This is a genomic window from Arthrobacter sp. HMSC06H05 (assembly GCF_001807395.1).
GTDB lineage: Bacteria > Actinomycetota > Actinomycetes > Actinomycetales > Micrococcaceae > Pseudoglutamicibacter > Pseudoglutamicibacter albus.
In genome coordinates, this window is sequence record NZ_KV788977.1 from 107,052 (window position 1) to 132,066 (window position 25,015).

The window sequence follows — 25,015 nt, forward strand, 5'->3', positions numbered from 1 at the left end:
CGGATTGCGTATCAACGCAATCCGCCCGTCGCTGTTTTCCGTCAGCTATCTTCCCTTAGCTGTTAGAGCAGGCAGCGATAATCGAGGGCAAGAGCGCCTCGATCGCTTTCTTCCGGTGGCTGATGCTGTTCTTCTGCTCTGGGGTGTGTTCGGCGAGTGACTTGCTGGAGCCCAGCGGTTGCACGATGGGGTCGTAACCGAAGCCGCCCTCACCTTGGGGCTCGGTCAAGAGGGTTCCTTCGAGCTCCCCGCGTTCCACGACTTCGTAGCCGTCGGGGCTTGCCACTGCGGCAGCACACACGAAGTAAGCGCGCCGCTGTATCGGGTCGGTGATGTCGGCCATCTGCGCTAGCAACAAGCGGTTATTAGCTTCATCGTCGCCGTGCACCCCTGCCCAGCGTGCAGAGAGGAAACCTGGGGATCCACCCATGACGTCTACGGCCAGGCCGGAGTCGTCGGCGATCGCGATCAGCCCGGTCTCTCGGGCCACGGTGCGGGCCTTGAGCAGCGCGTTGCCTTCGAAAGTCACGTCACTTTCGACCACATCGGCAGCGCCCGCGGTTGCCGCATCAATGAGCTGGGTGTCTACATCGAGGCCTTCGACCTTGCCGCGCAACAGTTCGCGTAGCTCCGCTAGCTTTCCCTGATTATGGGATGCCAGCACGATCCGCGGGGCTGTTTCCTCGTTGGGGTTCACAGTTTCGGTAGGGTTTGCGTTCATCGTTGCCATCCCAGTGTTTCGCATTGCATTGCGGCTAGTTCTGCCGCTCCCGTCACTGCCAAATCCAGCAGTGCATCGAGCTCTGAACGGTTGAATGGCGCACCCTCGGCGGTACCTTGTACCTCAACGAAATCGCCCGAGCCGCGGACCACAACGTTCATGTCCGTCTCCGCGCGGACGTCCTCAACGTACGGCAAATCCAGAACAGGGGTTCCGTCGATGATGCCCACCGAGACTGCCGCGACGGTATCGGTCAGCACCTGCGCGTCCTGATCAACTAGGCCTTCTTGGCGTGCCCATTCGACTGCGTCGGCGAGTGCGACGAATGCGCCGGTGATGGCGGCGGTGCGGGTGCCGCCGTCGGCTTGAAGTACATCGCAATCGAGCACGATGGTGTTTTCACCGAGCTGTTTGGTGTCTATCACGGAGCGAAGGGATCGGCCGATGAGCCGGGAAATTTCGTGGGTTCGGCCCCCGATTTTCCCTTTGACGGATTCACGCTGATTGCGGGTGTTGGTTGCCCGCGGCAACATCGCGTATTCAGCGGTAACCCAGCCGCGCCCTTCTCCTTTGAGCCAGCGGGGTACGCCCTCGGTGAAGGAAGCGGTGCACAGAACCCGGGTATTACCGAATTCGATGAGAGCTGAGCCTTCAGCGTTTTTTGACCATGCCCGGGTGATGGTGACGGGGCGCAGCTGGTCTGCTCGGCGACCATCGGCGCGTGTGTTAGTTATGCCCATGCGGTCATCGTATCCGTTCTTTGGTGGTTTCACGGTGTTTTGTAATCGGCTTGTTATGTGTTGGTGCGGCAAGGGTCGCCTGCATTTATGGCGAGGGATTTTATGGCGATGGATCGTGTGGCCCCGGTTGGACAGGGTTTTCGCGGGTTCCGCGGTGGCCTGGGATGGGCCGGTGCCGCACGCCGGCCTCTTGAAGTGCGCGTGCTAGGGATTCTGGGACGCGGGACATGGTTGCAGTGCGTGGGTCGCCGATGCGTTCGCCTGAACGTACGCCGTAGGTTACCCCTGAGACGGCCACCGCGAGTTCGCCACTGTATTCGGCGCGGGCTTCTTCTAAGACGGTGGTGTGGTCGGTCCAAACGGGGATGTGGGTGAGCAGGAGCCGCTGGACTGCGGCTGCTTTCGCTGCCTCCCCGGCTCGCTTTCCGGTCAGGTGGACTCCCTTGATGTGGTCGTCGCGTCCTTCTTGGAATGCGGCCTCACACAAGAAGAGGTCGGCATCACGGGCGGCTTCGACGAGTTCGGGGCATTCGTCCGTGTCTCCTGAATAGGTCAATACGGAGTGGATTTGCCGGCCTTCGAGGATCTCGTGTCCTTCAATGCGGAACGCATAGGCCTCATCGACGGGATGGACCACCGGATACGGTGTTACGGTCAGCGGCCCTATCGTGACGGCTTTGTGCGCAACCCAATCCCGGAAGTCGAAGTCTTCACGCATACCCGGATCGCGCGGTAGGCCGTAGGCGTCTGCCATGCGGTCTGCGGTATCGGCTGGGCCATAGACCCGCACGCGGTCCCTGCCCCAGCCTTCTGGGTCCCAGTGCACTGCAACGTGTAACCCGCACAGATCCATGCAGTGGTCTGGATGCAGATGGGATATCAGGACCGCGTCGATGTCTTTGAGGTCCATGTAGCGTTGCAGTACGCCAAGGGATCCGGACCCGAAATCCAGTAGCACGCGCCACGGGCGGGTTCCGTCGTGTGCGGTCAGCAGATAGCACGATGCAGGCGAGCCGGGGCCTGGGAATGATCCCGTGGAGCCGATGATCGTCAGTTTCATGTCATGAGCTCCGATTAAGTGTTGTCGGGATATCGCGGGATCATGTGGGTTACACCCGTCACCTCGGGTCCGAGGAATCGTTGAGCCATGACCGAGAAATGCTCGGTGTCACCGGTAGCCATGAACGTGTGGCGCGCGCTCGCCTCGGGCGGGGCGATGAGGCCTGCCTCGGTGAGGGAACGGAACACGTCTTTCGCGGTCTCGTCCGCTGAGGACACCAGGCTCACGTCCTCCCCCATGACGTAAGAGATCACGCCCGTGAGCAACGGGTAGTGCGTGCACCCCAGCACGAGCGAATCCACGCCATATTCTTTGAGCGGCTGCAGATAGCTCTGGGCAACATCCAATAGTTCCTCGCCTGAGGTTTCGCCGCGTTCAACGAACTCCACAAAACGAGGGCACGCAGCCGCACGCACCTCAATATGCGGGGCGGCCGCGAACGCATCCTCATAGGCTCGTGAGCGTACCGTGGCTTGCGTACCAATCACACCGATGCGGCCCGTACGGGTTGCACGCACCGCCGCACGCACGGCCGGCTTGATCACTTCAACCACCGGGATGCCGTAACCCACCGTGTAACGCTCGCGTGCATCGTGCAAAACAGCGGCCGAGGCTGTGTTGCATGCGATCACCAAAAGCTTGACACCGGCCTCGACCAGCTGGTCCATGATGTCGAGCGCATTCGCGCGCACCTGCGCAAGCTGCAACGGCCCATACGGGCCGCGCCCGGTATCCCCCACATAGAGGATGGACTCCTGTGGAAGCTGATCGATGATCGCGCGAGCCACCGTGAGCCCGCCAACCCCGGAATCGAACACGCCGATCGGCGCCAACGTGGGATCACTCGCTGAAGCTTCTCCACGCAACGCACGAGTCACCGTAGCCGCGGCGTTGTTTTCTGTTGCGACGCTGCCTTCCACTGAGGCGTTTTCTGCTGAGGCGCTATCCGCTCGGGCGCTATCTGCTAAGGCAGAGTTCAATGCCGGTTTCATGGTCTCCGTTATGCACATAGAAAATGAGGTGCTTGATGCGTATCTAGGCTAAGCCTTTCCACGCAACAACGCATGCATGAGTGAGTCTTGCAGCCACGAGGTGAAGCCGTAAAGCATAACCATGCCTTGGTCCGGGTCATCGGACACTCCTTGTTCCATGGCTTCCTGCACGCGATCGGCGTCCTGTTGATCCTCGATGCCCAGGCGGGCTGCCAATACAAGCCGCATGACGTTGAGTGTCGAGGCCACCTGCCCCGCTTTCTCATGCGGAACCAAGAATGGGTCTTTCATCACAGCACGCGCAAGCCACTTCAAGCCTTCCCTTTGACGAGCGATGAGCCCCGGCTCGGTGCGTGCACGCATCGCTGCATCCGCACCGTCAAGGGCGCCCACCGCGTCATCGGTATGGATCGAACGCGGCAAGATAGCCAAAAGCGCTGGGTCCTGAGGGTCATCCAACGTAGCCGACCCGCCTAGCAGCGAGGCCCCCGCGTCCGCTATGTCGTTACTGAGCCCCAGTTCTTCCCACCAGCGGTCTGCCCCGTCGGCTGCTGTAACTGTTGGTTCTTCTACGGAGTCTGAGGCTGTCCTTGAAGCGGCGCCCGTTGTGCCCGATACGGCCTTCAGACCCGCATCGACGTGTTCGGCTTCACGCCCGGCAAGCAACTGGTCGATGTCGCGAGCCAGCATCACCAACAGCTGGGCCTCTGCGTAGTCAAGTTCAGTTGAATAGCCTTTTCGTGTAGCTCTGAAAGGACGTGCCATCAGGCGTCGCCTCCGCGCATCGTGGCCTGCAAACCGAAACCGTGCATGGCTTCAACATCGGCTTCGATCTTTTCCCGCGGCCCGCGAGCCACCACGGCCTTGCCCGAATGGTGCACTTCAAGCATGAGTTTCTGTGCAACCGAATCCGAATAGCCGAAGTACGTGCGGAACACGTAGGAAACATAGGACATCAAATTGACCGGGTCATCCCACACAACAAGCTCGAAAGGGCGCGAGGCAGCGGGTGCGAACGCGTTGTCCTTCTCCACTTGATAACTCACAGAGGTTGCGGCAGCCATACGACACATTGTAGTGGTGGGACCCGAGTGCCACCTCAGAGGGCTTGACATATTAGGCTGGGGGCATGTCAACGAGCACGTCACTGATGACCGACCGCTACGAGCTGACCATGATCGAGGCCGCGATGGCCTCCGGTACAGCAAACCGTAAGAGTGTTTTTGAAGTTTTCGCACGCCGTCTCCCGGAGGGACGCCGCTACGGCCTTTTGGCCGGTACCGGACGGTTCCTTGAGGGGCTTGAAAACTTCCGTTTCACCACCGAAGACCTCGATTACCTCTCGGATAACAAAGTGGTTGGCGATGCGATGCTCAACTGGCTCGCCGATTTCCGTTTCTCCGGCAATATCACCGGCTACGCCGAAGGTGAGATCTATTTCCCGAACTCCCCGATCATGCAGGTCGAGGCCACGTTCGCTGAAGCGGTGATCCTGGAAACCTATCTGCTCTCAGTGCTCAACTATGACACCGCGGTCGCCTCAGCGGCGTCCCGCATGATCGCTGTAGCGGGCGGACGGCCATGCATTGAGATGGGATCGCGGCGGGCCAACGAAGAGTCCGCGATCGCGGCGGCACGCGCGGCCGCCATCGCAGGCTTTGCTAGCACCTCCAACCTTGAAGCGGGCCGCCGCTACGGTCTCACAACCGCGGGCACGGCCGCGCATTCCTTCACCCTGCTGCACGATTCTGAGCGTGAGGCGTTCAAAGCCCAGATTGATTCGATGGGTGTTGACACGACCCTGCTCGTGGATACCTACGATGTGGAGCAGGCCGTGCGCACCGCCGTTGAAGTAGCAGGGCCCCAGCTTGGTGGTGTGCGCTTGGACTCAGGTGATTTGCTGTCCCAGGCGGTGTGGGTGCGGGAGCTTCTCGATGATCTCGGCAACCCGAATACCAAGATCATCGTGACCTCGGACCTCAACGAGTACGCGATCGCAGCGCTGCGTTCTGCCCCAGTGGATGGTTACGGGGTCGGAACCCAGCTCGTGACCGGCTCGGGTGCACCGACCGCCTCCATGGTGTACAAGCTGGTTGCGCGTCAGGGCAATGACGGCCAGTGGGTTCCGGTCGCGAAATCGGCATCCGGTAAGAAATCGGTGGGTGGTAAGAAGTATGCGTACCGCCAGATCAATGAACGCGGCCGCGCAACCGCTGAGCTGATCGGTGTGAACCGGGTTCCTTCCGGGGCCACCGATAGCGACCGCCCGCTGCAGATCCCACTCGTGGTGAACGGCGAAATCCAGGACGGTTTGACCGGCGCTGCTGGTGTCGAGGCAGCGATCGAGCGGCGTAAATCCTCGATCGAAGAAATGCCGGGGCGGGCACGCCAGCTGATGCGGGGCGAACCCGTGATCCCAACGCTGATCGAGGACTAAGATCACAGAAAGACGAAACCCACAGAAACAAAACACCCACAGAAACGAAGCACACACAACCGGCGGCGCCCAGGGCATAGATGGCATATTTGTTCTGGACGCCGCCGCTGTTGTTAGGCGCCGTCCACGGTTAGGCGCCGTCCACGGCGTTTATTTTCGGCCCTTATTTTTGGCCGACAAACCATTTCTGTAGCGTCGAGATGCGGTTACGTAACTGCTTTTCGGAAGCCTGCGCCACCGGCGGGCCACCACTAATGGCGCGTAGCTTGTTGTGGATCTGACCGTGCGGAATACCCGTCTTATTCGCATACGCCGCAACAGACTTAGCGAGTTGGGTACGCAAATCCATGAGCTGGCGGTGATCCACGACTCCCTGTGTTTGTTCTCCCGGCGTTTGTTGCTGTGCCGCGGTCTTCCGCTTGCTCAGGTGCTTGGCCTGCCGCTGACGCAACAGCTCACCGACCTGTTCGGCATCCAGTAGGCCCGGGATACCAAGGAAATCAAGTTCCTCTTCGGAACCCACGCCCGCGCCTAGCCCGAACTCACCGCCGTCGTAGAGAACACGGTCGAAGCTCGCATCCGATTCAAGGGCCTGGAAGGTGCCATGAGTGAGCTCACTTGATGCGCGCTCTTCACGGTTGGCTTGAGCCAGTTCCGCCTCGACTTCCTGCATCGTCTGGTCTTCACCGCTACTTGGCCGGTCCAGTGCGTGATCGCGCTCTACCTCCATCTCGTTGGCAAGATGCGTCAAAACAGGCACCGAGGGCAAGAAGACGCTCGCGACCTCGCCGCGCTTGCGGGAACGCACGAAGCGCCCGATCGCCTGAGCAAAGAACAGTGGTGTGGACGTGGAGGTCGCATAAACGCCGACTGCCAAACGCGGCACGTCAACACCCTCAGACACCATGCGCACGGCGACCATCCACCGTTTCGTGTTCTCTGTGAAGTCCTCGATGTGTTGCGAGGCCCCGGCATCATCGGAGAGCACAACCGTGGTCTTCTCGCCTGTGATGCGATCCAGGATCGCCGCATACGCACGCGCGCTGTCTTGGTCGGTTGCGATCACCAATCCGCCGGCATCCGGAACGCTTCGACGCACCTCAGTCAAACGCTGATCCGCTGCGCGAAGAACCTTCGGGATCCACTCACCTTCAGGGTTCAAAGCGGTACGCCACGCGGACTGTGTGATGTCTTTGGTCGCGGCCTCCCCCAACTGGGCTTCCATCTCTTCACCTGTTGAGGTGCGCCACCGCATCGAACCGGAATAGGCCATGAACATGACAGGGCGAACAACGTGATCCTTGAGCGCCTCACCGTAACCGTAGGTGTAGTCGGCTTTCGAACGGCGGATGCCCTCTTCGTCTTCTACATACTCAACGAACGGGATCTGCGCCGTATCCGAACGAAACGGCGTACCCGTAAGCGATAGCCTGCGTACCGCAGGCTCGAACGCCTCCCGGATACCGTCGCCCCAACTCAACGCGTCGCCTGCGTGGTGGACCTCGTCCAGGATCACGAGCGTCTTCCCGGCCTCAGTGCGTGCTCGATGCAGCAGCGGCTTGTTCGCAACCTGCGCGTATGTCACCGCAACGCCGATGAAGCCGCGGCCGTGGCGGCCATCGGAGTTCTTGAAATTCGGGTCAATAGAGAGCCCGATGCGGGCGGCGGCGTCAGCCCACTGCGTCTTCAGGTGCTCGGTCGGGGCTACAACAGTGATGCGGTTGATGGTGCCGCGCTCAACCAGGGTCTTGGCTACACGCAACGCGAACGTTGTTTTACCTGCGCCTGGGGTTGCTACTGCAAGGAAGTCCTTCTCTGGGCTGTTGAAGAACGCTTCAAGAGCCTCCGCCTGCCACTGCCGTAGCTTAGGAGCCGTGCCCCACGCGGCTCGTTCCGGATACGCCGGTGGCATGTCCTCGCCCACGGAAAACAGGGCATCGGACATAAAAGCATCACTCCACAATCATTCTTCAACCAACAGAAACAGAGCACCGGTTTCTATGAGGAAACGGGCGCAACAAAACAAGCATCGCGTGCAACGAACACGGCTTGGAAACAGCGCGACAGTGAACCGCTGGGTCAACCCGCGCGGACGCTGGGCTAGCTTAGTCGCCCATCATCGAATCATAGACTTCCTTGCAGTCCGGGCACACCGGGAACTTCTGCGGGTCACGGCCTGGAACCCAAACCTTGCCGCACAAGGCGATCACCGGTTCACCCGTGAGGGCGGACTCCATGATTTTGTCTTTCTGCACGTAGTGCGCAAAACGTTCATGGTCCCCTGGTTCCGACAACTGCTCTTGCAGCTGCCGGTCCATCACAGCAGTGCCGCCAGGTGAGGCGGTGTCAGGCGAGGCAGGATCGTTGGCATAGGGATCGTTGAGAGAACTCATGCGACCCATTCTATGCCGCCTTCGCCCGAGCGCACACGAGGAAAGATGATTGATCACGCGTGGCGGATCACGGTCTGCATCAGTTCAGGCGTCGAACGGTCATACCATTTCCCGCCTAGCCAGATACCTACTACACAGATCACCAGACCCCACACGATGTCGAACGCGGCGGTTACTGCGAACGGAACCACGCGTGCCTCGTTCCACGCCATGAGGTAGAAGACCATGGTAGGCGCGAGCAGAATGGCTACGGCGACGAGGTAGAGGGTCTGGGTAATGAACATCCGCATACCGGCGCCCTGTGGCGTCTGGAACGGGGAGTCCCCGGGCTGTGGAACAGCATAAATCCAGCGTGCCGATACCAGCGCGGACAGCCCCAATGAAACACCGAGTGCTGCCAGCGAAGCCAGTAGCGAATCAGGAATCATCTCGACGCGGTCCAGAATCAGCAACGGAACCACCGCGGATAGTCCGACTGCTACGAATGAGAGCGGTAGCACCGCAACTACACGGCCCAGCCGGTCCTGCCAGCCACGCACCCCGGTGAGAACATGTGTATGGAACGCCGTTGAGTCATAAGAAATATCGGCAGAAATACTGAACCCCATGAGCGCGCCAACCATAATGCCGGCGAGGTGGCCACCGAAAGCCGCGTCCGGTTGGAACAGTGGCATGAATATGCCGATCACCACGATGAGGACCGGCACCATGATCAGGGAGGCTGAATAGCGGGCGTCCTTAAGCCAATAGATCAGCGCGCGGCCGGCGATCGCACCCCACGGAGTTGCCGGCATGCGCCCGATCCAGCCCAGCCCCTTCACGTCTTTCGATGCGGCCGTATGCGGAGGAGACACCGCGGCCTTCTTGACGATGCGGACATAGAGAACCCAACACACCACAAGGCTCACAAAACCGATCACGCTACTGATCACGCCGTGGACCATGTTCCCCGATGCAAAGGCCCACACAGCGCCAAAGAACGCACCGAACGGCGAATATGAACTCACGGTAGCTAGCGTGTTTAGAACGTTCACGATCAGGTGGTGATCCGTCTCCGGACCCAACGTGGCCATCATCGGCCCCATGAACATGACCGGGAGGAACAAGACCACAGTCCCTAATTCACGCACACCACGCTTGACACCCACCGTGCTAAACCACGTCATGAACGTACGCCCAAAAAGCTGCGCCGCCAACGCTGAGAGCAGACCGGCAACAATCGCCCACGCGAGCAAGTCAGCGTTGAACTTAAAGGAGAAGGCAGCGATCAGCATGAAGATCAGCGTTGCCACGCCAGGGACTCCGATGAAACCGGCGAGTAACAACCCTGGAGCGAGCCTTCCAGCGCTGATGGGGAACAACGCAAAGCGTTGCGGCTCCATCGCCCCATCCATGCCCGTGAAGAACGCGGGCACAACAGTCCAACCCAGCACTACCAGTGCGCTCAGCGTCACCACGATCATCTGAGCAAAAGGCGCATCTTCCGGGGTCATCGCCGCCAACGCCAACGCACCGATCACCAGCAGGAACCCCATGTACAGCCCGCCCAGGATTACGCCAAAAAGCTGCCATTTATTGCGGATCAGGCCGTTAACGAACAACCTCCACCGCAGCTTGATCAGCTGTGCAACCAAGACAACCCTTCCTGCTCGCCGCGGCCACCCACCAAGTCAACAAAGCGGTCTTCAAGGGTCATACCGTCGCATACGTCTTGCACCGTCCCAGCAGCCTTGAGCTGCCCCTGCGCAATCACCGCAACGTGCGTGCACATCCGCTCAACCATCGCCATGACGTGGCTCGAAATCAGGACCGTACCGCCCTGCTCAACATAGTTGTTCAAGATGTCGCGAATATTGGCACTCGAAACAGGATCCACGGCCTCGAAAGGCTCATCCAAAACCAAAACCTGCGGCGCTTGAATCATCGCACACGCAAGCGCGATCTTCTTATGCATACCCGCGGAATAATCCACAACCTGCTTATCAGCCGCGTCTTGTAGATCCATGACCCGCAAGAGATCCTCAACGCGCGCGTTAACCACCTCGGCATCCATGCCACGCAAACGTCCCGTGTATGTGATCAGCTGACGGCCCGAAAGCCGATCAAAGAGCCGCATACCATCAGCCAGAACGCCCAGCTTCTTCTTCGCTACGAGTGGTTCCTTCCACACATCGACGCCGTGAACATACGCATGTCCGGTATCCGGGCGTAGCAAGCCGGTCAGCATCGATAGCGTTGTGGTCTTGCCTGCCCCGTTAGGCCCCACCAAGCCATAGAACGATCCACGCGGAACGTCGAAGGCGAACGGGTAGACCGCGACCTTATCCCCGAAACTCTTACCTAGCCCACGGAAACTCACCGCCGCCGAGGACGGATCCGCTAAACCTTGCATCTGATAACTTCCTTGCCTCTGATGTGATGTTGTTTCATGACCTTTATGCGTAGGCCCCACCCCACGTTAATGGTTATGCGCAGGTTCGCCTGAAATATGCGTCATATAAAAATCGAACCATGCGATTTAATACAGATCAAGAGCCACACTAGAATGTGTGGCTCTTGACACATTTTCTCCGGTTACTTCACCGGTTCAACTAGAACAAGCTCATCGCCAGCTTGCGGCGACCAGCGGCAACGCGTGGATCGTTCTGCCCCACCGCGCTGAACAACTCAACCAAGTGCACCCGTGCCGCCTCACGGTCATCACCGCGATGCGCTCCGATGAAACGAATCAGACGTAAGAAGGCATCATCCACGTGCCCGCCCACGACGTCAAGATCAGCGACATCGATCTGGGCCTGAACATCATCCGGGTTGGAAGCCGCAGTATCACGGACCTCCTGCGCATCGAAACCAGAGACCCGCTTCAACAAATCAACCCGATGCACACCGGCCTCAGCCTCCGCATCAGCCGGGTTCTCCTCCACGGCACGCTCATACAAAGCCCGCGCCGCATCATATTCCCCTTGCGCAACCAGCGCATCAGCCTCAGCGAACCGGCCACCAGCCGCTTCGGCGCCAGCCGTGTTAATAGGTGCGACCGTGGAAGCCATCCCCTGCTGAACCGCAACCTGCTGCAACTCCTGAAGTGTTGCCGCCATCTGTTCGGAATCAACGGTGCCTGCGAAGAGCGGCATCGGTCGGCCACCTAAGACCGCAAGCAGCATCGGCACCTGCTGAATCTGCAAGGCCTGAGCCACACGCGGATGCTCATCGACATCCACAACACCCAGAACGAACTTACCCGCCTGAGCCTCAACCGCATCATCCACAACCCGGACCACGGAGTCGGCGGCTTCAGAGCGCGCCGAATACGCGACCAAGAACGCCGGGACCCGCGTGCTGAGCTGCGCGAACTCCTGCAGCGACTCTTCCGTGACCATCGTGGCCCACTGGCCCAGCGAGGCTTCCATGTCCGATGCCTCAGTAGCCTGGCCTGGGGTTTGCTGGCCTAGCGATGATAAGTCCACAGCACCTGCCGAGGACGCTGGAGCGGCGAACTCAGCTTGGCTTCCGGAAGCACCCACACTCGCATTCGGGTTGTGCGCCTGCCCAGGCTGTGCATCAAATGATGAAGAATCCATCGACACTGCGTGCCTCATCCTCTCAGTCGTGCCCCGCAGGTTCCTCGGGGCGCACGGTCGCTACTTCAGCTCTACACCAACAGGGACATACGACATACCAACGACCTCGGCTGGTTTGCCGTCCTTGATGTTGATGACCACAGGAATCGTGAGGCGAGCCTCGACCGGCTTGTCAGTCTCTTCCTTGCCAACAAACTCGCGGATGAAGCCGGCGAGCTTCGTCTTACCGCCGTCCTTCTCCGGGGTCATCCTCATGGTTTCGGTGACCAAACCGGAGACCATGACACTGCCATCCGGCATCTTCAAAGCGTTAGCAGACTTCGCGTTGACCTTGTAATCGGTCGTGAACTTACCCTTGCCGTCGCCCTCGTAGCTCTTCTTGGTCTCCGAGTTTGCTTTACGCAGCTGATCGACCATCGGGGACTTAGCGAACTTCTTCGCAGCGCCGGACTTCGCATCACCCAGTGCAGAAGAGAACTGTTTCAGGGCATCTTCAGGTGACATCGGGCCACCCTTCTTACCTCCCCCAGAAACTGCGCGGACCTCCGGGTCCCCCACTGCGATACCCGGGAACGTTGCCCCCTCGACCATCGGGACTGCGGACACAACCTTGTACTGGGAACGGGCGTTCGCCTGCTTGAGGGTCACAATGACCGGCAGGTCCTTGTTGCTGCCCGTGGTCACAGCCATGATGGTTCGAGGGAAGCCACGGTCTACCGGAACCGCGGCGGTCACAACCTTCTTCGAAATCGGCGGAACAAGATTGTCGTTGAGCTTGACCTTCTTCTTCAACGCGCTGTAAAGATCCTGGCGCAGGTTCAGAGCGTCTGCCTCAAAACGTGATTCGAGCTTCTTCGCGTCACGCTTCTTATCGCCCTCAGCAGCAACGTCGCTGACATCACTCATGATGCGCTCAAGCTGGGTTGTGACCAGGATCGAATAGGCTTCCTCTTCTTCAGCCTTAGCGGTGGCCTCCTCAGACTTCTCGGCCGAGGTGTCCGCCCACGCGACCTGAGACGGGAGCGCAAGGCCGAGGGCCGCACCCACAGCAATCAGGCCCTTCCAGGCACGAGAGCGCCGACCCTCACGTTGGCCAAGGCTCTTAGTTGTAGCAGGTTCAGCAACAGAGCGGAATCGTGGATCTTCTTCAGGGTTCACGTCATCGCCCTCCTGCCAGTTGCGCTCATCGTCTCCCCATGATTGTTCGCCGTGAGCCGGTGCGGCAGATCCGCCGCCGTAATAGTCGTCATCGTCGTCGCGGCGGTCCTGGTCGTTACCGTCATGTTCCTCAGAATCAGCGGGAGCAACCACGCCGTGCCTGCGGCTTGCAACGATCGTGTCATCCGACTGCGGAACATATGGATCGCTACCGCCAAAGTTAGGCAACTCGTATTCAGCCGTATCGCCGGCACCTTCAAAGGAGTCACCGTCGTATCCAGCATCTGCCCCCGGCTGGCCGTCTGGATGCCCAGCGGCGGCGCCAGCACCGACACCGGCACCGATACCTGCGCCAGCGGCGCGGCCGGTGTGGTTAGCCCGCCGGTCAGCGTCCTCTCCTCGACGAGCCGCTGCGGCACGGCGCGGAGAATCAGCAACGCGACGGCCACCGCGCCGCTTCGGACGAGACATCGCCAGAATCAGGGCAAGACCAAACAAGATGACAGCGGCAACAAACCACGGAGTCGCTTTAGCCCACTTGGCTGACATCTCAGCCTCCGGGTTATCCCACGTCACCACAAGATCCTTCGGCGCAGGTTCAGTCCCGTCCTTAATGACCAGCAGCGCGACAGGACCGTGAATCTCCTCAGGCCAGGCCACATCCCACCGGCCTTCTTGCTCAGACTCTGAAATCCAGAGGTCAGAGCCCTGAGGATTAGGAGCCTTTGCATCGCCCTTCTTGTGCTCGACCTTGAACGTGCGCGAACCGGTGTCCACAGATTCGATCACGTTCATCGCAGAGGACCCCGCCCACTCCTGGATGTCCCAGGGGCGTGCGACTGCGACCGTGAACTTGCCTTCTTCCCCCAGTTTGACCTCTGGGTTGGAATCCGGCGCCAAATGAATCTCTGAAGAAATCATGGTGATCGGCGCATCCGGGGTATCGTCCGGGATCTCAGCGCTGAGGCGATCCTGCGGAGACCACCAGGTCATGTGTCCGATACCGATAATGAGGCACACCACGCCTATCACCAGGGCAGCCGTGCTAATAATTTTGCGCACTATAGGTCAATCATCCTCGTATCAGCCGCGGCGCACAGCACCGCAGTTCGGTCAAGTCACAATCGCGGGCGATGCCGCGTCTACTAAGAGTCTAACGAGTAGACCCTCGTCTTTCCCGTAATTCGCTCCAAACTTAGGTAGTCTAGCCGACATGACTGCGCGTTCAGATGAGCCCAACGCCTCGGAGCTTGATGGCCAAACCTCCAGGCCTCCGGGCATGCAACCCGAAGACCTCCCCGATGAGATACGCCTCGGCGGTGACCTACCTAGCGACCCGGACTCTAGCGACACGCCGGCATCATCTGACAGCGAGGATCCCGACGTAACGGCGGAACACAGCAAGGCTGAGCCCTCCACCGGCCAAACCGGGCGGCCTGAACCGGAGAAGGACACGCTCGCGGTGCGAGCGCCCGATATCGACGCAACAAACTCGCTCAACCCCGGCCCCATACCAGCCCCTACCCCTGCCCCCGCGGCGTCTGCACGGTTCCGCAAGTTTGTTCCGCACTGGCTAGGCCGCGCGCTCACCACCACGGATAGACCCTTACCCTATGATCCCGGGTCCCCGCAGGCCACCATCGATGGATCCGGTGCATCCAGCAATTCTGAAGCGGACGAAACCTCCAGCTCGGCGCTTGGAACAGCGAAAAGTTCGCCAGACAGCCCCGCACTCCAGACCCCCGTGAAGTCCGGTTTCGGTCTTGCAGTAGGTGTAGCGCTTGCCGTCATGGCGTGGCTGATACTGGCGGAGCTATCTCAGCTTTTGACGTGGATCGCGCTGGCATTGTTCATCGCGTTAGGCATGGACCCCATCGTGCGCTTCTTCGTATCCCGCGGGTGGCGGCGCTGGGTCGGTGTGCTCGTGGTCGTGCTCGTACTTCTCGCGTTCGTGGCTGGCTTCTTGAGTTTGCTGATCCCCGCGCTCATCACCCAGATCTCTGAGCTAACTCGACGCGCGCCCGCGATCCTTGATGACGTCACCGCCAAACCGATGGTTCAGAAACTGGATGCTCAGTTCCACCTCATCGACAAAGTCGGTGAAGAAGTCAGGTCCATCATCAACAGCCCTGACACCCTAGCGAATGTGATCAACGCCGGTAACTTTGTGGGTGAGTTCTTCTTCGGCACACTCATCGTGTTCGTTCTGGCAACCTATTTCTTGGCTTCGTTGCCACAACTGAAACTGTTTGTCTTCTCTTTCGCGCCGGCTTCCAGCAGACAGCGGGTCGCCGTGTTGTCAGAGAACATCACGCGTTCGGTAGGCAACTACGTCATGGGGCAAGCAACAGTCGCCATTGTCAACGCTTGCTTCTCGTTCATCCTGATGACGATCTTCGGGATCCCCTATTCGCTGCTACTTGCACTGTGTGTTGCGATGCTCGCATTCATTCCGCTCGTAGGTGGCGTGGCCGCGGGAACCTTGGTTGTGATTGTCTCTCTATTCTCGCTCAGCTGGCAGTCCACACTGCTGTACGCGATCCTCTACATCGTCTACCTGCAGGTAGAGGCCTACTTCATCTCGCCTAGGATCATGTCGCGTGCCGTCAAGGTTCCAGGCGCGGTGGTGGTGATCGCAGTGATCGCCGGTGGTGCGCTCTTCGGCGTGTTGGGTGCGCTCATGGCAATCCCGGTCGCTGCTGCCGCCATCACGCTGATCAAGGAAGTCTTCTTCCGCAGGCAAGACGCCCGCTAACCCAGATCGGGCCCTCCAGTGCAGCTACCGTCTCGGGTTCGCTAGCGCGGCCTCAACGACGCGGCGCGTGGTTCTCCCAGCATCTGCTATGCCAGTGGCGCCTGTCTGCTTGGGCGTCCGCGTCCGATCGTGAACCGTCCGCTCTCCACGCCACAATGTGTGCGATGCCCGGTGGTATCAGCTGATCACAGCCCGGGCAGCGGTAATGTTTACTCGCGCCATAGCCTGGTACTGCGCGCACATGCCATAGCCCGTCGCTGAAGTCCTGTAACGGTTCGTGGCCGTAGTGAAGCCAGCCACTACTTGTATCTAAGTCCCATGCACGGGTCCGTACAGGGCGAGGGCCTCTGCGGGAGGCAGAAGAACGCGAACCCGAGCTCCTGCGGCTTGCGCCACGAGCCTGCGGAGCTCTGCGGTTTTTACGTCCCACGCTGTTCTCCCCTCTTGGCCTAATCCTTGTGTGGCCCGACAACCTGCTACTACCCTACCGAGCCGCTCGCTCACCTGACCGGATGGAGACAAACACCCACGGGGGCTAAACTATCCACGATGCGACTTCTGATTGCTACATGCGCTGTTGATTACACGGGGCGGCTGAACGCCCACCTCCCTAAAGCCAAGCGGCTCATCATGGTCAAAGCCGATGGCTCAGTGTTGATCCATAACGACGGCGGCTCGTATAAACCGCTGAACTGGATGAGCGCGCCTGTTCACACGCATGTGAGTGAACCTGATGAGGTGGATGCCGCAGAAGGTGTTGAGTCGATGTGGATTGTCCGCAACGCCAAGACCGGGGATGCGCTCACGATTCGCATCTATGAGGTGTTCGCCGATGACACGCATGAGTTTGGCGTGGATCCGGGCCTGATCAAGGATGGTGTTGAGGCTGATCTGCAGCGCCTCTTAGCCGAGCAGATCCATCTCATCGGCGACGGCGCGGCCCTGGTGCGCCGTGAGTACATGACCGCTATCGGGCCTGTCGATATTCTCGCGCGGGACGCTGACGGCGGCTATGTGGCGATCGAGCTGAAGCGTCGCGGTGAGATCGATGGTGTTGAGCAGTTGACGCGGTATCTTGAGCTGATGAACCGCGATCCCCATCTGGCGCCTGTCCGCGGGATCTTTGCCGCCCAGCTGATCAAACCTCAGGCCCGCACTCTCGCTGAGGACCGCGATATCGAATGTTTGGTCTTGGATTACGATGCGATGCGCGGCGTCGATGACGTCGAGTCGCGTCTGTTCTGAGCTCAGGCTCGCATAAACCCTCGCATGAAGCCGAGTGCTACCGTTCCGGCCCACTGTCGGCGGCCTTCTGTACTAATTTGATGGCGATTGACGCCAGGTCCCCATACCGGCAACCGGTCCGGCTTCAACCCATGAGGCGAGGCCGGTGTAGTCGCCATAGCTCATCGCAAGATTGATCTGTTGCTCGCGGTTTTTGATCTCGACCACAACCCAGTCGGAGGGGAACCGTCCAGGCACCGTCTCGGACGGTTCCCACCCGAGCACTTGAATGTCCGGCCGTTGCAGCTTCAGCACTGGGATGGGGCTGACAGAAAAGAGGCGTAGAACATCGAGTCGATGGTCGCCGTATCTGCAGATGACGCGCGTCCAGCGCTCCTGTTCGTTGTGTAATGCACCTTTAAACGTGCCGAGGGTACGCCGCAACTGGTTGCGGCGTACCCTCATAGCAACGAAGTAGGCGCCGATCAGCACAAGAACGAGTACTCCAAGCAGGAGCAAGCCCTGTGCGATCGACATGGTGAATCAGGCTTCGGTCGAATCCACGAGCGACGCACGGTCAGCAACGATGGTCACTCGGTTCGAGTCGACCGAGAAGAAACCCCCAGCGGCCTGAATGTGGATGCGAGCGCCATCGACGGGCTCTACCTCCACGTCGCCGCTGGCCAGCAGAGCCATCAGTGGCGAGTGGAATGGCATGACACCAATCTCACCTTCCACCGTGGTTGCTTTCACGAAACGTGCCTCACCGGACCACACGTGGCGGTCTGCTGCGACAACTTCCACATCCAACGTAGCCATAATTACTTAGTGGCCTTCTCGATCTCGTGTGCCTGACGCTGTACGTCTTCCATGTCACCACAGTTGAAGAACGCCTGCTCTGGCAGGTGGTCGACGTCGCCGTCTGCGATCGCCTTGAAGCCTTCGATGGTGTCCTTGATCGGAACCGTCGAACCTTCAACACCGGTGAACTGCAGAGCAGTGTAGGTGTTCTGGGAGAGGAACTGCTGGATACGACGTGCGCGTGCAACGACGATCTTGTCTTCTTCCGAGAGCTCGTCAACACCGAGGATCGCGATGATGTCCTGGAGTTCCTTGTTCTTCTGCAAGATCTGCTTGACGCGGACAGCCGTGTCGTAGTGATCCTTACCCACGTACTGTGGGTCCAGAATGCGGGAGGTCGAGGTCAACGGATCCACAGCTGGGTACAGACCACGCGAGGCGATCTCACGGGAGAGCTCAGTGGTTGCATCCAAGTGCGCGAACGTGGTTGCTGGCGCCGGGTCGGTGTAGTCATCCGCAGGGACGTAAATCGCCTGCATCGAGGTAATCGAGTGACCACGGGTCGAGGTAATGCGTTCCTGCAGCAGACCCATCTCGTCAGCGAGGTTCGGCTGGTAACCCACTGCGGAAGGCATACGGCCCAGAAGGGTCGAAACCTCGGAACCTGCCTGGGTGAAGCGGAAGATGTTGTCGATGAAGAGCAGAACGTCCTGGTTCTGCACGTCACGGAAGTATTCCGCCATGGTCAGGCCGGTCAGTGCAACACGCAGACGCGTGCCTGGTGGCTCGTCCATCTGGCCGAATACCAGTGCCGTGTCCTTAAGAACGCCGGCCTCTTCCATTTCAACCCAGAGGTCGTTACCTTCACGGGTGCGCTCACCAACGCCGGCGAATACCGAGGTACCACCGAAGTTGCGGGCAACACGGGTAATCATTTCCTGGATCAGGACGGTCTTACCAACACCAGCGCCACCGAACAGACCAATCTTTCCACCCTTGATGTAAGGGGTCAGAAGGTCAATAACCTTAATACCGGTTTCCAGCATCTCGGTTGCACCTTCAAGCTCTGCGAAGTGCGGAGGCTTGCGGTGGATCGGCCAGTGGGCGTCGGCCTTGATTTCGTCCTGGTCAACGTCGAGGGATTCACCCAGAACGTTGAAGATGTGGCCCTTGACACCGTCGCCAACTGGGACGGAGATCGGTGCACCGGTGTCCTGTACGGTGGTGCCACGAACCAGGCCGTCGGTGGTCTGCAGGGAAATTGCACGAACGAGGTTGTCACCCAGGTGCTGGGAGGTCTCGAACGTGATCTTACGGGTCTCGCCTGCGAGGGTGACCTCACAGGTCAGTGCGTTGTAGATCGCTGGGATCGCGTCAGCCGGGAACTCGACGTCCACGACCGGACCGATCACGCGAGCGATGCGGCCGGTTGCGCCCGGCGTCGCGGTCGCTGCCGCTTCGGTAACTTGAGCAGTCATGTCTCTCACTTCGCTGTTATAGCTGGGGTGGTCTTCGGTTGAGGGGTCTTAGCCGCCGAGCGAGTCGGCGCCTGCGACGATCTCCGTGAGCTCCTGCGTAATTTCTGCCTGGCGGGCGTTGTTACGCAGTCGCGTGTACTTCTCAATCAGTTCTTCTGCGTTGTCGCCTGCGTTCTTCATTGCACGCTGGCGAGCTGCAAGCTCGGATGCTGCAGCCTGCAACATGGCTGCGAAGATACGAGAGTCCAGGTAGCGCGGGAGCAGTGCGTCAAGCACCTGCTCTGGTTCCGGCTCGTAGTCGTAGAGCGGATGGAGTTCGGATTCGTCCTGAACTTCCTCTTCAACGACTTCGAGTGGAAGCAAACGGGTCACGTTTGGTTCCTGCGTCACCATGGACTTGAACTGGGTGTACACGAGGTGGATCTCGTCTACCCCACCGTTTTCGTATTCACGCTCGAAAGTTTCGAGCACGGCGGCGCCAATTTCTTGAGCAGTATCGAATTCAGGTGCGTCAGTGTTACCTGTCCACACTCGCTTATACTCGCGTCCGCGGAAGTCGTAGTACTGCTGAGCTTTGCGGCCCACCAGATATGCGTCTACTTCCTTGCCTTCTTCCTTCAGAGCTGTGATGAGCTCTTCCGCTTCCTTCATGATGGATGCGGAGTAGGAACCAGCCAGACCACGGTCGGAGGTGAACACCACTACAGCGGAACGCTTAGCGGTTTCCTTCTCACGGGTCAGTACGTGGTCGATTTCGGACTGCGAGGATACGGCAGATACAGCGCGAGTGATCGCATTGGCATAAGGCAGGGCTGCAGTAACGGCGTTACGCGCCTTGGTAATGCGCGAGGTCGCGATCAGCTCCATCGCCTTGAAGATCTTCTTCATCGAAGATGTCGATGCGATCTTCTGGCGGTAAACCCGGATTTGGGCTCCCATGGATGTCCTTTCATGCCCCGCTGGTGGTGGGCGGCGAACCTTCGAGGTTTCGCTGGTTCGCCGCCACCTTCAGCGGATGTGCGATCAGCGCTTCTGCTTGACGATCTGCTCCTGGTTGACGTCTTCGGCAGCCAGAGCGTCATGCTCTTCGTTGCCGGCAGTCACCAGGGTGTCGTGGCCTTCACCGAAGAAGCCACGCTTGAACTCGGTCACTGCAGATTCGAGCTCTGCAACAGTCGAGTCCTCGAGCTTGCCCGATTCTGCGATCGTGGTCAGGATCGAGGTGCGGTGGCGCAGGTTCTCCAGGAACTCGGTTTCGAAACGGTTGATGTCTTCAACCGGGACGTCGTCGAGGTAGCCGTTGGTACCTGCCCAGATGGAAGCGACCTGCTCTGGGACCGAGTACGGCTGGTACTGGCCCTGCTTGAGCAGCTCCATGAGGCGTGCACCGCGGGTCAGCTGCTGGCGGGATGCGGCATCGAGGTCCGATGCGAACATCGCGAACGCCTGCATGTCGCGGTACTGTGCCAGATCGAGCTTCAAGGTACCGGAAACCTTCTTCATAGCCTTGACCTGTGCGGCACCACCAACGCGGGAGACGGAGACACCCACGTCGACAGCTGGACGCTGGTTGGCGTTGAAGAGGTCGGACTGCAAGAAGATCTGACCATCGGTAATGGAAATAACGTTCGTTGGAATGAACGCGGAAACGTCGTTTGCCTTGGTTTCGATGATCGGCAGGCCGGTCATCGAGCCGGCACCCATCTCATCCGAGAGCTTCGCGCAACGCTCGAGCAAGCGGGAGTGCAGGTAGAAGACGTCACCTGGGTATGCTTCACGGCCCGGTGGGCGGCGCAGCAAAAGGGACACGGAACGGTAGGCTTCAGCCTGCTTCGAGAGGTCATCGAAGATGATGAGGACGTGCTTGCCGCCGTACATCCAGTGCTGACCGATTGCGGAACCCGCATATGGTGCGAGGTACTTGAAGCCTGCGGAGTCGGATGCTGGGGAAGCAACGATGGTGGTGTACTCCATCGCGCCGTGCTCTTCCAGGGTGGACTTCACAGCCGCGATCGTGGACGCCTTCTGGCCGATTGCGACGTAGACGCAACGGACCTGCTTGGTGACGTCACCGGATGCCCAGTTTTCACGCTGGTTCAAGATGGTGTCGATCGCGATGGCGGTCTTACCGGTCTGGCGGTCGCCAATGATCAGCTGACGCTGGCCACGGCCGACAGGGATCATCGCGTCGATCGCCTTCAGGCCGGTCTGCAGCGGCTCATTAACCGACTGACGCTGGGTCACCGTTGGAGCCTGCAGTTCAAGCGCGCGACGGCCTTCAGCCTTGATCTCGCCCTGATCGTCAATTGGCTGACCCAGCGGGTCAACTACACGGCCCAGGAATTCGTCACCGACTGGCACGGAGAGAATCTCTCCGGTGCGGTGGACCTCCTGGCCCTCTTCAATACCTTCAAAGTCACCCAGGACAACAACACCGATTTCACGGCGGTCCAGGTTCTGGGCCAGGCCCAGGGTTCCGTCTTCAAAACGAACCAGTTCGTTCGCCATCACGGAGGGAAGACCCTCTACGTGGGCAATGCCGTCAGCTGCCGAGACAACGTGTCCGACCTCTACACGCTCTGCGGAATCCGGGGTGTAGGACTCTGCGAAGCTGTTGAGTGCGTTACGGACTTCCTCGGCATTGATGGTCAGCTCGGCCATCTGCCTCTCCCTGCTCTCTAGATTGGTGGTCCCTACCGGTTTCCGACCGGTCGTTGGGACGTCATGCTTTTAAAACTACTCGGTTGCGGACTTAGCTTGCGAGCTTGCGGCGCAAATCTGCCAGGCGGCTTGCAGCGGTTGCGTCAACCACTTCGTCGCCTACAACAATCCGGACGCCACCTACGACACTTGGGTCGATCACTTCGTTGAGGCGAAGTTCGCGACCGTACATCGAGTTCAGCCCGGCCTGCAGTCGCTCGCGTTGCGAATCGGTCAGCGGACGGGTCACACTCACCGTAGCGATGAAACGCTGCTGCCGGTGTGCCGCGATTTCAGCGAAACGCTCTACCAGTGCGGTAGGTCGCAAGCCGCGAGGATGAGATACCGCCTGCGCTAGCAGTGCGCGGGTCACATCAGAGGCTTGTGGTGCAAGCTTCTGTGCGAGCTCAACCTTCGCGTCGACTGGTGCTTGTGGATCAGTCAGAGCCCACTGGAGCTCGTGATCGGAAGCGACCAGGTCAACGAAACCGAGCAGCTCGGTCTGGAGTTTGTCCAGTCCAGCGGCGCCGTCTACCTTTTCGGCAACGGTCGTCGCGGTGATGGCGGCGACGAGTTCGAGGGTGTCGCCTAGGTCCCGTTCGGTGGAGAAGCGCGAGCGCGCCAGCCCCTCGAGGACCTCGCGAGCCTTATCACCGACACGTTCCCCAAAGAGGCTGCGTACCAGCGAAGCCCGGGCTTCCGGCTCCCGTGAAGGATCCGTCAGCGCACGACGCAAAGCTGCATTCTCGTCGATGACGTTCAGAGCGCCAAACAGATCGGTCGCCCACGAAAGCTCGGCAGTGGATGCCGAAGACTCGAGTGCTGCCAGCGCGTTCGCCAGCGCCTCGTTCGTCGCAGTTGCCATTAGTTCGACGCCCCCTGCTGCTGTGCTTCGAGATCAGCCAGGAAGCGGTCAACAACGCGCTGCGAGCGTGCGTCATCTTCAAGGGCTTCGCCGACAATCTTCGAAGCGAGGTCGGTTGCCAGCGAGCCAACCTCAGTGCGGAGGGAGGCCTGTGCTGCAACGCGCTCTGCCTGGATGCTGGCTTGCGCCTGCTCGGTGATGCGTGCTGCATCCTCAGCGGCCTTAGCCTTCATCTCAGCAAGGATCTGTGCACCTTCTGCGCGCGCTTCCTCACGGATGCGGTTTGCTTCGGTGCGGGCTTCCTGCAGCTGCTGCTGGTATTCAGCTTTGGCAGCTTCAGCTTCAGCCTGTGCGGCCTCAGCCTTCTGGATGCCACCTTCGATAGCGGCGGTGCGCTCCTCGAAGGTCTTCTCGAACATCGGGGTCGCTACCTTGCCGACGATGATCAGCAGAACCAGGAAGCCGACGAGGGTGACGAGCACCTCCCACCAGTTCGGCAGCAGCGGATTAGCGGCACCTGCCGCGAGGATCACTGCGTTATCCATGTTTCACCCGTCTTTCTTGCGTAATGGTCCATCAGCGTGGTTTTCCCTCACCCCTTAAGGGTTGGAAGGGGAATTCACGCGATTAGTTCCAGACGAACGCGAAGACGAGACCCAGAATTGCAAGTGCCTCGGTGAACGCCAGGCCCATGAAGGCGAGTGGCTGCAGCTTGTTCTGGAGTTCCGGCTGGCGTGCGACACCCTGGATGAAGGCAGCGAACACGAGGCCCACGCCAATACCACCACCGATGGCGGAGAGACCGTAGCCGATGGCGTTGAGGTTTCCGGAGATCTGCATGATTTTCCTTTCACGGTGTCCGCGGTTTGTGAACTGGTTTGTGGATCCACGGACAAGGGCGGATGGTTGTCCCTCTAGCGTCTCGCTACAGGGCAGTTTGTTGGATAGTGCTAGTGGGCTTCCGCGATCGAGCTCTGGATATACACCGCGGTCAGCAGGGCAAAGACATAAGCCTGCAGAACCATGATGAAGATCTCGAACAGGAACATACCTACTGCACCGATGAAGACGAGCACACCGAGTGGATATCCATACCACTCACCCATCTTCAGGAACATGAAGTTCATCGCTGAGCCAGCAAGCGCAACGATCATGTGACCCGAAAGCATGGTTGCGAACAGACGCAGCGAGTGCGTCATTGGACGAACCAAGAACGTCGAAACGATCTCGATCGGAATCACAAGGAAATAGAAAGGCCACGGCACACCCGATGGCATGAGTGCGACCTTGAAGTAGCCAATCCCGTGGGTCTTGAAACCCAGGTAGATCCAGTAGACGTACACGATGCCGGCTAGCGCGTACGCTGTACCGACGTGTGACGTGGTGGGCAGTTGGATGAAGGGCACAGCCCCCATCAGGTTGCTGACAAGGACAAACGCAAACAACGCCACCAGAAGCGGGGTGTATTTGCGGAACTCCTTTTCGCCGAGCATGTCACGGCCCACTGAGTTCCGGACGAAGGAGTAGAACCCTTCACCGAAGAACTGGAAGCGGCCTGGAATCATTTGACGCTTGCGTGCTGTAGCGACAAAGAACCACGAGAGGAGCAAAACAGTAAGCAGTACGACAAGCATCTGCTTGCCGAACCCGGTGCCGTATTCGGCGCCCCACGGGATGATCTCCGGAAGGTGGAGGTCATCGATGGTTGGTGGGATGAAACCGTCGGAACCGGCGGCTGTGGAAAGCGCAAGCGCGATCAACGCGTTTCCTCTCTAGAAGCTGTACGGCTGTCTCCGCACAAAGAATCATCGGGATGATCATCGTGGTATTCGGAGACTCGTGCTGGGGTGTGGCTTTATTTCAGGCGTCCGGCTTCCCTACGACGGTCAACGTGATGACGCCAAGCGATATAGAGCCCGGCCACGGCACCTAATCCGGCTCCTACGAAAAGCAGCCACGAACGGTCCAGGGCCATACCCGCCAACCATCCTATCAAACCGAAGGAGATGATCCCGCCGAGTAGATAGGTCACGTATTCGCGCACAGGATGTTCCGCAGCATCTGGTGGCCCATAGCCGCGCTGGGTCGAATTAAGCCTCTTTTTTGCCAT

At 59.6% G+C, this 25,015-nt stretch carries 25 protein-coding genes; 3 read left to right on the forward strand and 22 right to left on the reverse strand.

Translation table 11 applies throughout. The features are described from left to right. Window positions 1–55: 55 nt before the first annotated feature. From rdgB to clpS, 6 genes are all read right to left on the reverse strand, one after another. Complete coding sequence (rdgB, locus tag HMPREF3160_RS03055; RefSeq protein WP_070490579.1) at window positions 56–721, reverse strand: RdgB/HAM1 family non-canonical purine NTP pyrophosphatase; 666 nt, start codon at window positions 719–721, stop codon at window positions 56–58. Continuing rightward, window positions 718–1,461 (reverse strand): ribonuclease PH, encoded by a 744-nt coding sequence (gene rph, locus HMPREF3160_RS03060; protein WP_035754623.1) that lies wholly within the window; start codon window positions 1,459–1,461, stop codon window positions 718–720. The genes rdgB and rph overlap by 4 nt, the downstream gene beginning before the upstream one ends. Before the next feature lie 100 nt (window positions 1,462–1,561). Beyond that, window positions 1,562–2,521, reverse strand: coding sequence for an MBL fold metallo-hydrolase (locus tag HMPREF3160_RS03065; protein WP_083285362.1), 960 nt, complete (start codon window positions 2,519–2,521; stop codon window positions 1,562–1,564). A 14-nt stretch (window positions 2,522–2,535) separates the two neighbouring features. Further along, a complete protein-coding gene (gene murI, locus HMPREF3160_RS03070) occupies window positions 2,536–3,441 on the reverse strand; it encodes a glutamate racemase (RefSeq protein WP_370977398.1) in 906 nt (301 codons plus the stop codon). Window positions 3,442–3,561: 120 nt separating this feature from the next. Continuing rightward, window positions 3,562–4,278, reverse strand: coding sequence for a DUF2017 family protein (locus HMPREF3160_RS03075; protein WP_070490402.1), 717 nt, complete (start codon window positions 4,276–4,278; stop codon window positions 3,562–3,564). Next, window positions 4,278–4,577 carry an ATP-dependent Clp protease adapter ClpS gene (gene clpS / locus HMPREF3160_RS03080; RefSeq protein WP_035754619.1) on the reverse strand — a complete coding sequence of 100 codons (300 nt, stop codon included), beginning with the start codon at window positions 4,575–4,577 and terminating at the stop codon, window positions 4,278–4,280. Before clpS ends, HMPREF3160_RS03075 begins: the two co-directional genes overlap by 1 nt. Before the next feature lie 65 nt (window positions 4,578–4,642). Between clpS and HMPREF3160_RS03085 the strand changes: the two genes are divergently transcribed. Beyond that, a complete protein-coding gene (locus tag HMPREF3160_RS03085) occupies window positions 4,643–5,950 on the forward strand; it encodes a nicotinate phosphoribosyltransferase (RefSeq protein WP_070490404.1) in 1,308 nt (435 codons plus the stop codon). 163 nt (window positions 5,951–6,113) lie between these two features. On the opposite strand, the gene HMPREF3160_RS03090 is transcribed toward HMPREF3160_RS03085, so the two are convergent. The 6 genes from HMPREF3160_RS03090 to HMPREF3160_RS03115 all read right to left on the reverse strand — a co-directional run bounded on the left by HMPREF3160_RS03090 (window position 6,114) and on the right by HMPREF3160_RS03115 (window position 14,144). Beyond that, window positions 6,114–7,895, reverse strand: coding sequence for a DEAD/DEAH box helicase (locus HMPREF3160_RS03090; RefSeq protein ID WP_070507028.1), 1,782 nt, complete (start codon window positions 7,893–7,895; stop codon window positions 6,114–6,116). A gap of 160 nt (window positions 7,896–8,055) precedes the next feature. Beyond that, window positions 8,056–8,343 carry a DUF3039 domain-containing protein gene (locus tag HMPREF3160_RS03095; protein ID WP_035754612.1) on the reverse strand — a complete coding sequence of 96 codons (288 nt, stop codon included), beginning with the start codon at window positions 8,341–8,343 and terminating at the stop codon, window positions 8,056–8,058. 53 nt (window positions 8,344–8,396) lie between these two features. Then, a complete protein-coding gene (locus tag HMPREF3160_RS03100) occupies window positions 8,397–9,977 on the reverse strand; it encodes a hypothetical protein (protein ID WP_070507031.1) in 1,581 nt (526 codons plus the stop codon). Continuing rightward, window positions 9,962–10,735, reverse strand: coding sequence for an ABC transporter ATP-binding protein (locus HMPREF3160_RS03105; protein ID WP_070507034.1), 774 nt, complete (start codon window positions 10,733–10,735; stop codon window positions 9,962–9,964). Before HMPREF3160_RS03105 ends, HMPREF3160_RS03100 begins: the two co-directional genes overlap by 16 nt. A 199-nt stretch (window positions 10,736–10,934) precedes the next feature. Then, window positions 10,935–11,924 (reverse strand): tetratricopeptide repeat protein, encoded by a 990-nt coding sequence (locus tag HMPREF3160_RS03110; protein ID WP_256173931.1) that lies wholly within the window; start codon window positions 11,922–11,924, stop codon window positions 10,935–10,937. Between the two features lie 60 nt (window positions 11,925–11,984). Next, the gene (locus HMPREF3160_RS03115) at window positions 11,985–14,144 is read right to left on the reverse strand and encodes a DUF8094 domain-containing protein (RefSeq protein WP_070507036.1); all 2,160 of its coding nucleotides are present in this window, start codon (window positions 14,142–14,144) and stop codon (window positions 11,985–11,987) included. Between the two features lie 151 nt (window positions 14,145–14,295). Here HMPREF3160_RS03115 and HMPREF3160_RS03120 point away from each other — a divergent pair, with 151 nt between their 5' ends. Further along, entirely contained in the window at window positions 14,296–15,837 is a 1,542-nt protein-coding gene (locus HMPREF3160_RS03120; protein ID WP_083285368.1) for an AI-2E family transporter, read from the forward strand. Window positions 15,838–16,386: 549 nt separating this feature from the next. Further along, complete coding sequence (nucS, locus tag HMPREF3160_RS03125) at window positions 16,387–17,082, forward strand: endonuclease NucS (RefSeq protein ID WP_070490412.1); 696 nt, start codon at window positions 16,387–16,389, stop codon at window positions 17,080–17,082. A gap of 72 nt (window positions 17,083–17,154) precedes the next feature. Here the strand turns inward: nucS and HMPREF3160_RS03130 are convergent, their stop codons facing one another. The 10 genes from HMPREF3160_RS03130 to HMPREF3160_RS09810 form a co-directional block, all read right to left on the reverse strand. Beyond that, complete coding sequence (locus HMPREF3160_RS03130; RefSeq protein ID WP_035754605.1) at window positions 17,155–17,598, reverse strand: DUF2550 family protein; 444 nt, start codon at window positions 17,596–17,598, stop codon at window positions 17,155–17,157. A gap of 6 nt (window positions 17,599–17,604) precedes the next feature. Further along, window positions 17,605–17,880 (reverse strand): F0F1 ATP synthase subunit epsilon, encoded by a 276-nt coding sequence (locus tag HMPREF3160_RS03135; protein ID WP_035754603.1) that lies wholly within the window; start codon window positions 17,878–17,880, stop codon window positions 17,605–17,607. Between the two features lie 2 nt (window positions 17,881–17,882). Then, window positions 17,883–19,340, reverse strand: coding sequence for a F0F1 ATP synthase subunit beta (gene atpD / locus HMPREF3160_RS03140; RefSeq protein ID WP_035754601.1), 1,458 nt, complete (start codon window positions 19,338–19,340; stop codon window positions 17,883–17,885). Window positions 19,341–19,388: 48 nt separating this feature from the next. After that, a complete protein-coding gene (locus HMPREF3160_RS03145; protein WP_035754599.1) occupies window positions 19,389–20,279 on the reverse strand; it encodes a F0F1 ATP synthase subunit gamma in 891 nt (296 codons plus the stop codon). Between the two features lie 84 nt (window positions 20,280–20,363). Further along, complete coding sequence (atpA, locus tag HMPREF3160_RS03150; protein WP_035754597.1) at window positions 20,364–22,001, reverse strand: F0F1 ATP synthase subunit alpha; 1,638 nt, start codon at window positions 21,999–22,001, stop codon at window positions 20,364–20,366. 91 nt (window positions 22,002–22,092) lie between these two features. Further along, window positions 22,093–22,905 carry a F0F1 ATP synthase subunit delta gene (locus HMPREF3160_RS03155; protein ID WP_035754595.1) on the reverse strand — a complete coding sequence of 271 codons (813 nt, stop codon included), beginning with the start codon at window positions 22,903–22,905 and terminating at the stop codon, window positions 22,093–22,095. Then, window positions 22,905–23,450, reverse strand: a complete 546-nt coding sequence (locus HMPREF3160_RS03160; RefSeq protein ID WP_070490414.1) for a F0F1 ATP synthase subunit B — start codon at window positions 23,448–23,450, stop codon at window positions 22,905–22,907. The genes HMPREF3160_RS03155 and HMPREF3160_RS03160 overlap by 1 nt, the downstream gene beginning before the upstream one ends. A gap of 82 nt (window positions 23,451–23,532) precedes the next feature. After that, window positions 23,533–23,745: an ATP synthase F0 subunit C gene (gene atpE / locus HMPREF3160_RS03165; RefSeq protein ID WP_035754591.1), complete on the reverse strand. Its 213-nt coding sequence runs from the start codon at window positions 23,743–23,745 to the stop codon at window positions 23,533–23,535. Between the two features lie 110 nt (window positions 23,746–23,855). Continuing rightward, window positions 23,856–24,665: a F0F1 ATP synthase subunit A gene (atpB, locus tag HMPREF3160_RS03170; RefSeq protein WP_070507039.1), complete on the reverse strand. Its 810-nt coding sequence runs from the start codon at window positions 24,663–24,665 to the stop codon at window positions 23,856–23,858. 95 nt (window positions 24,666–24,760) lie between these two features. Then, on the reverse strand, window positions 24,761–25,015 hold the full coding sequence (locus HMPREF3160_RS09810) for a disulfide bond formation protein B (protein ID WP_141739803.1): 255 nt from the start codon (window positions 25,013–25,015) through the stop codon (window positions 24,761–24,763).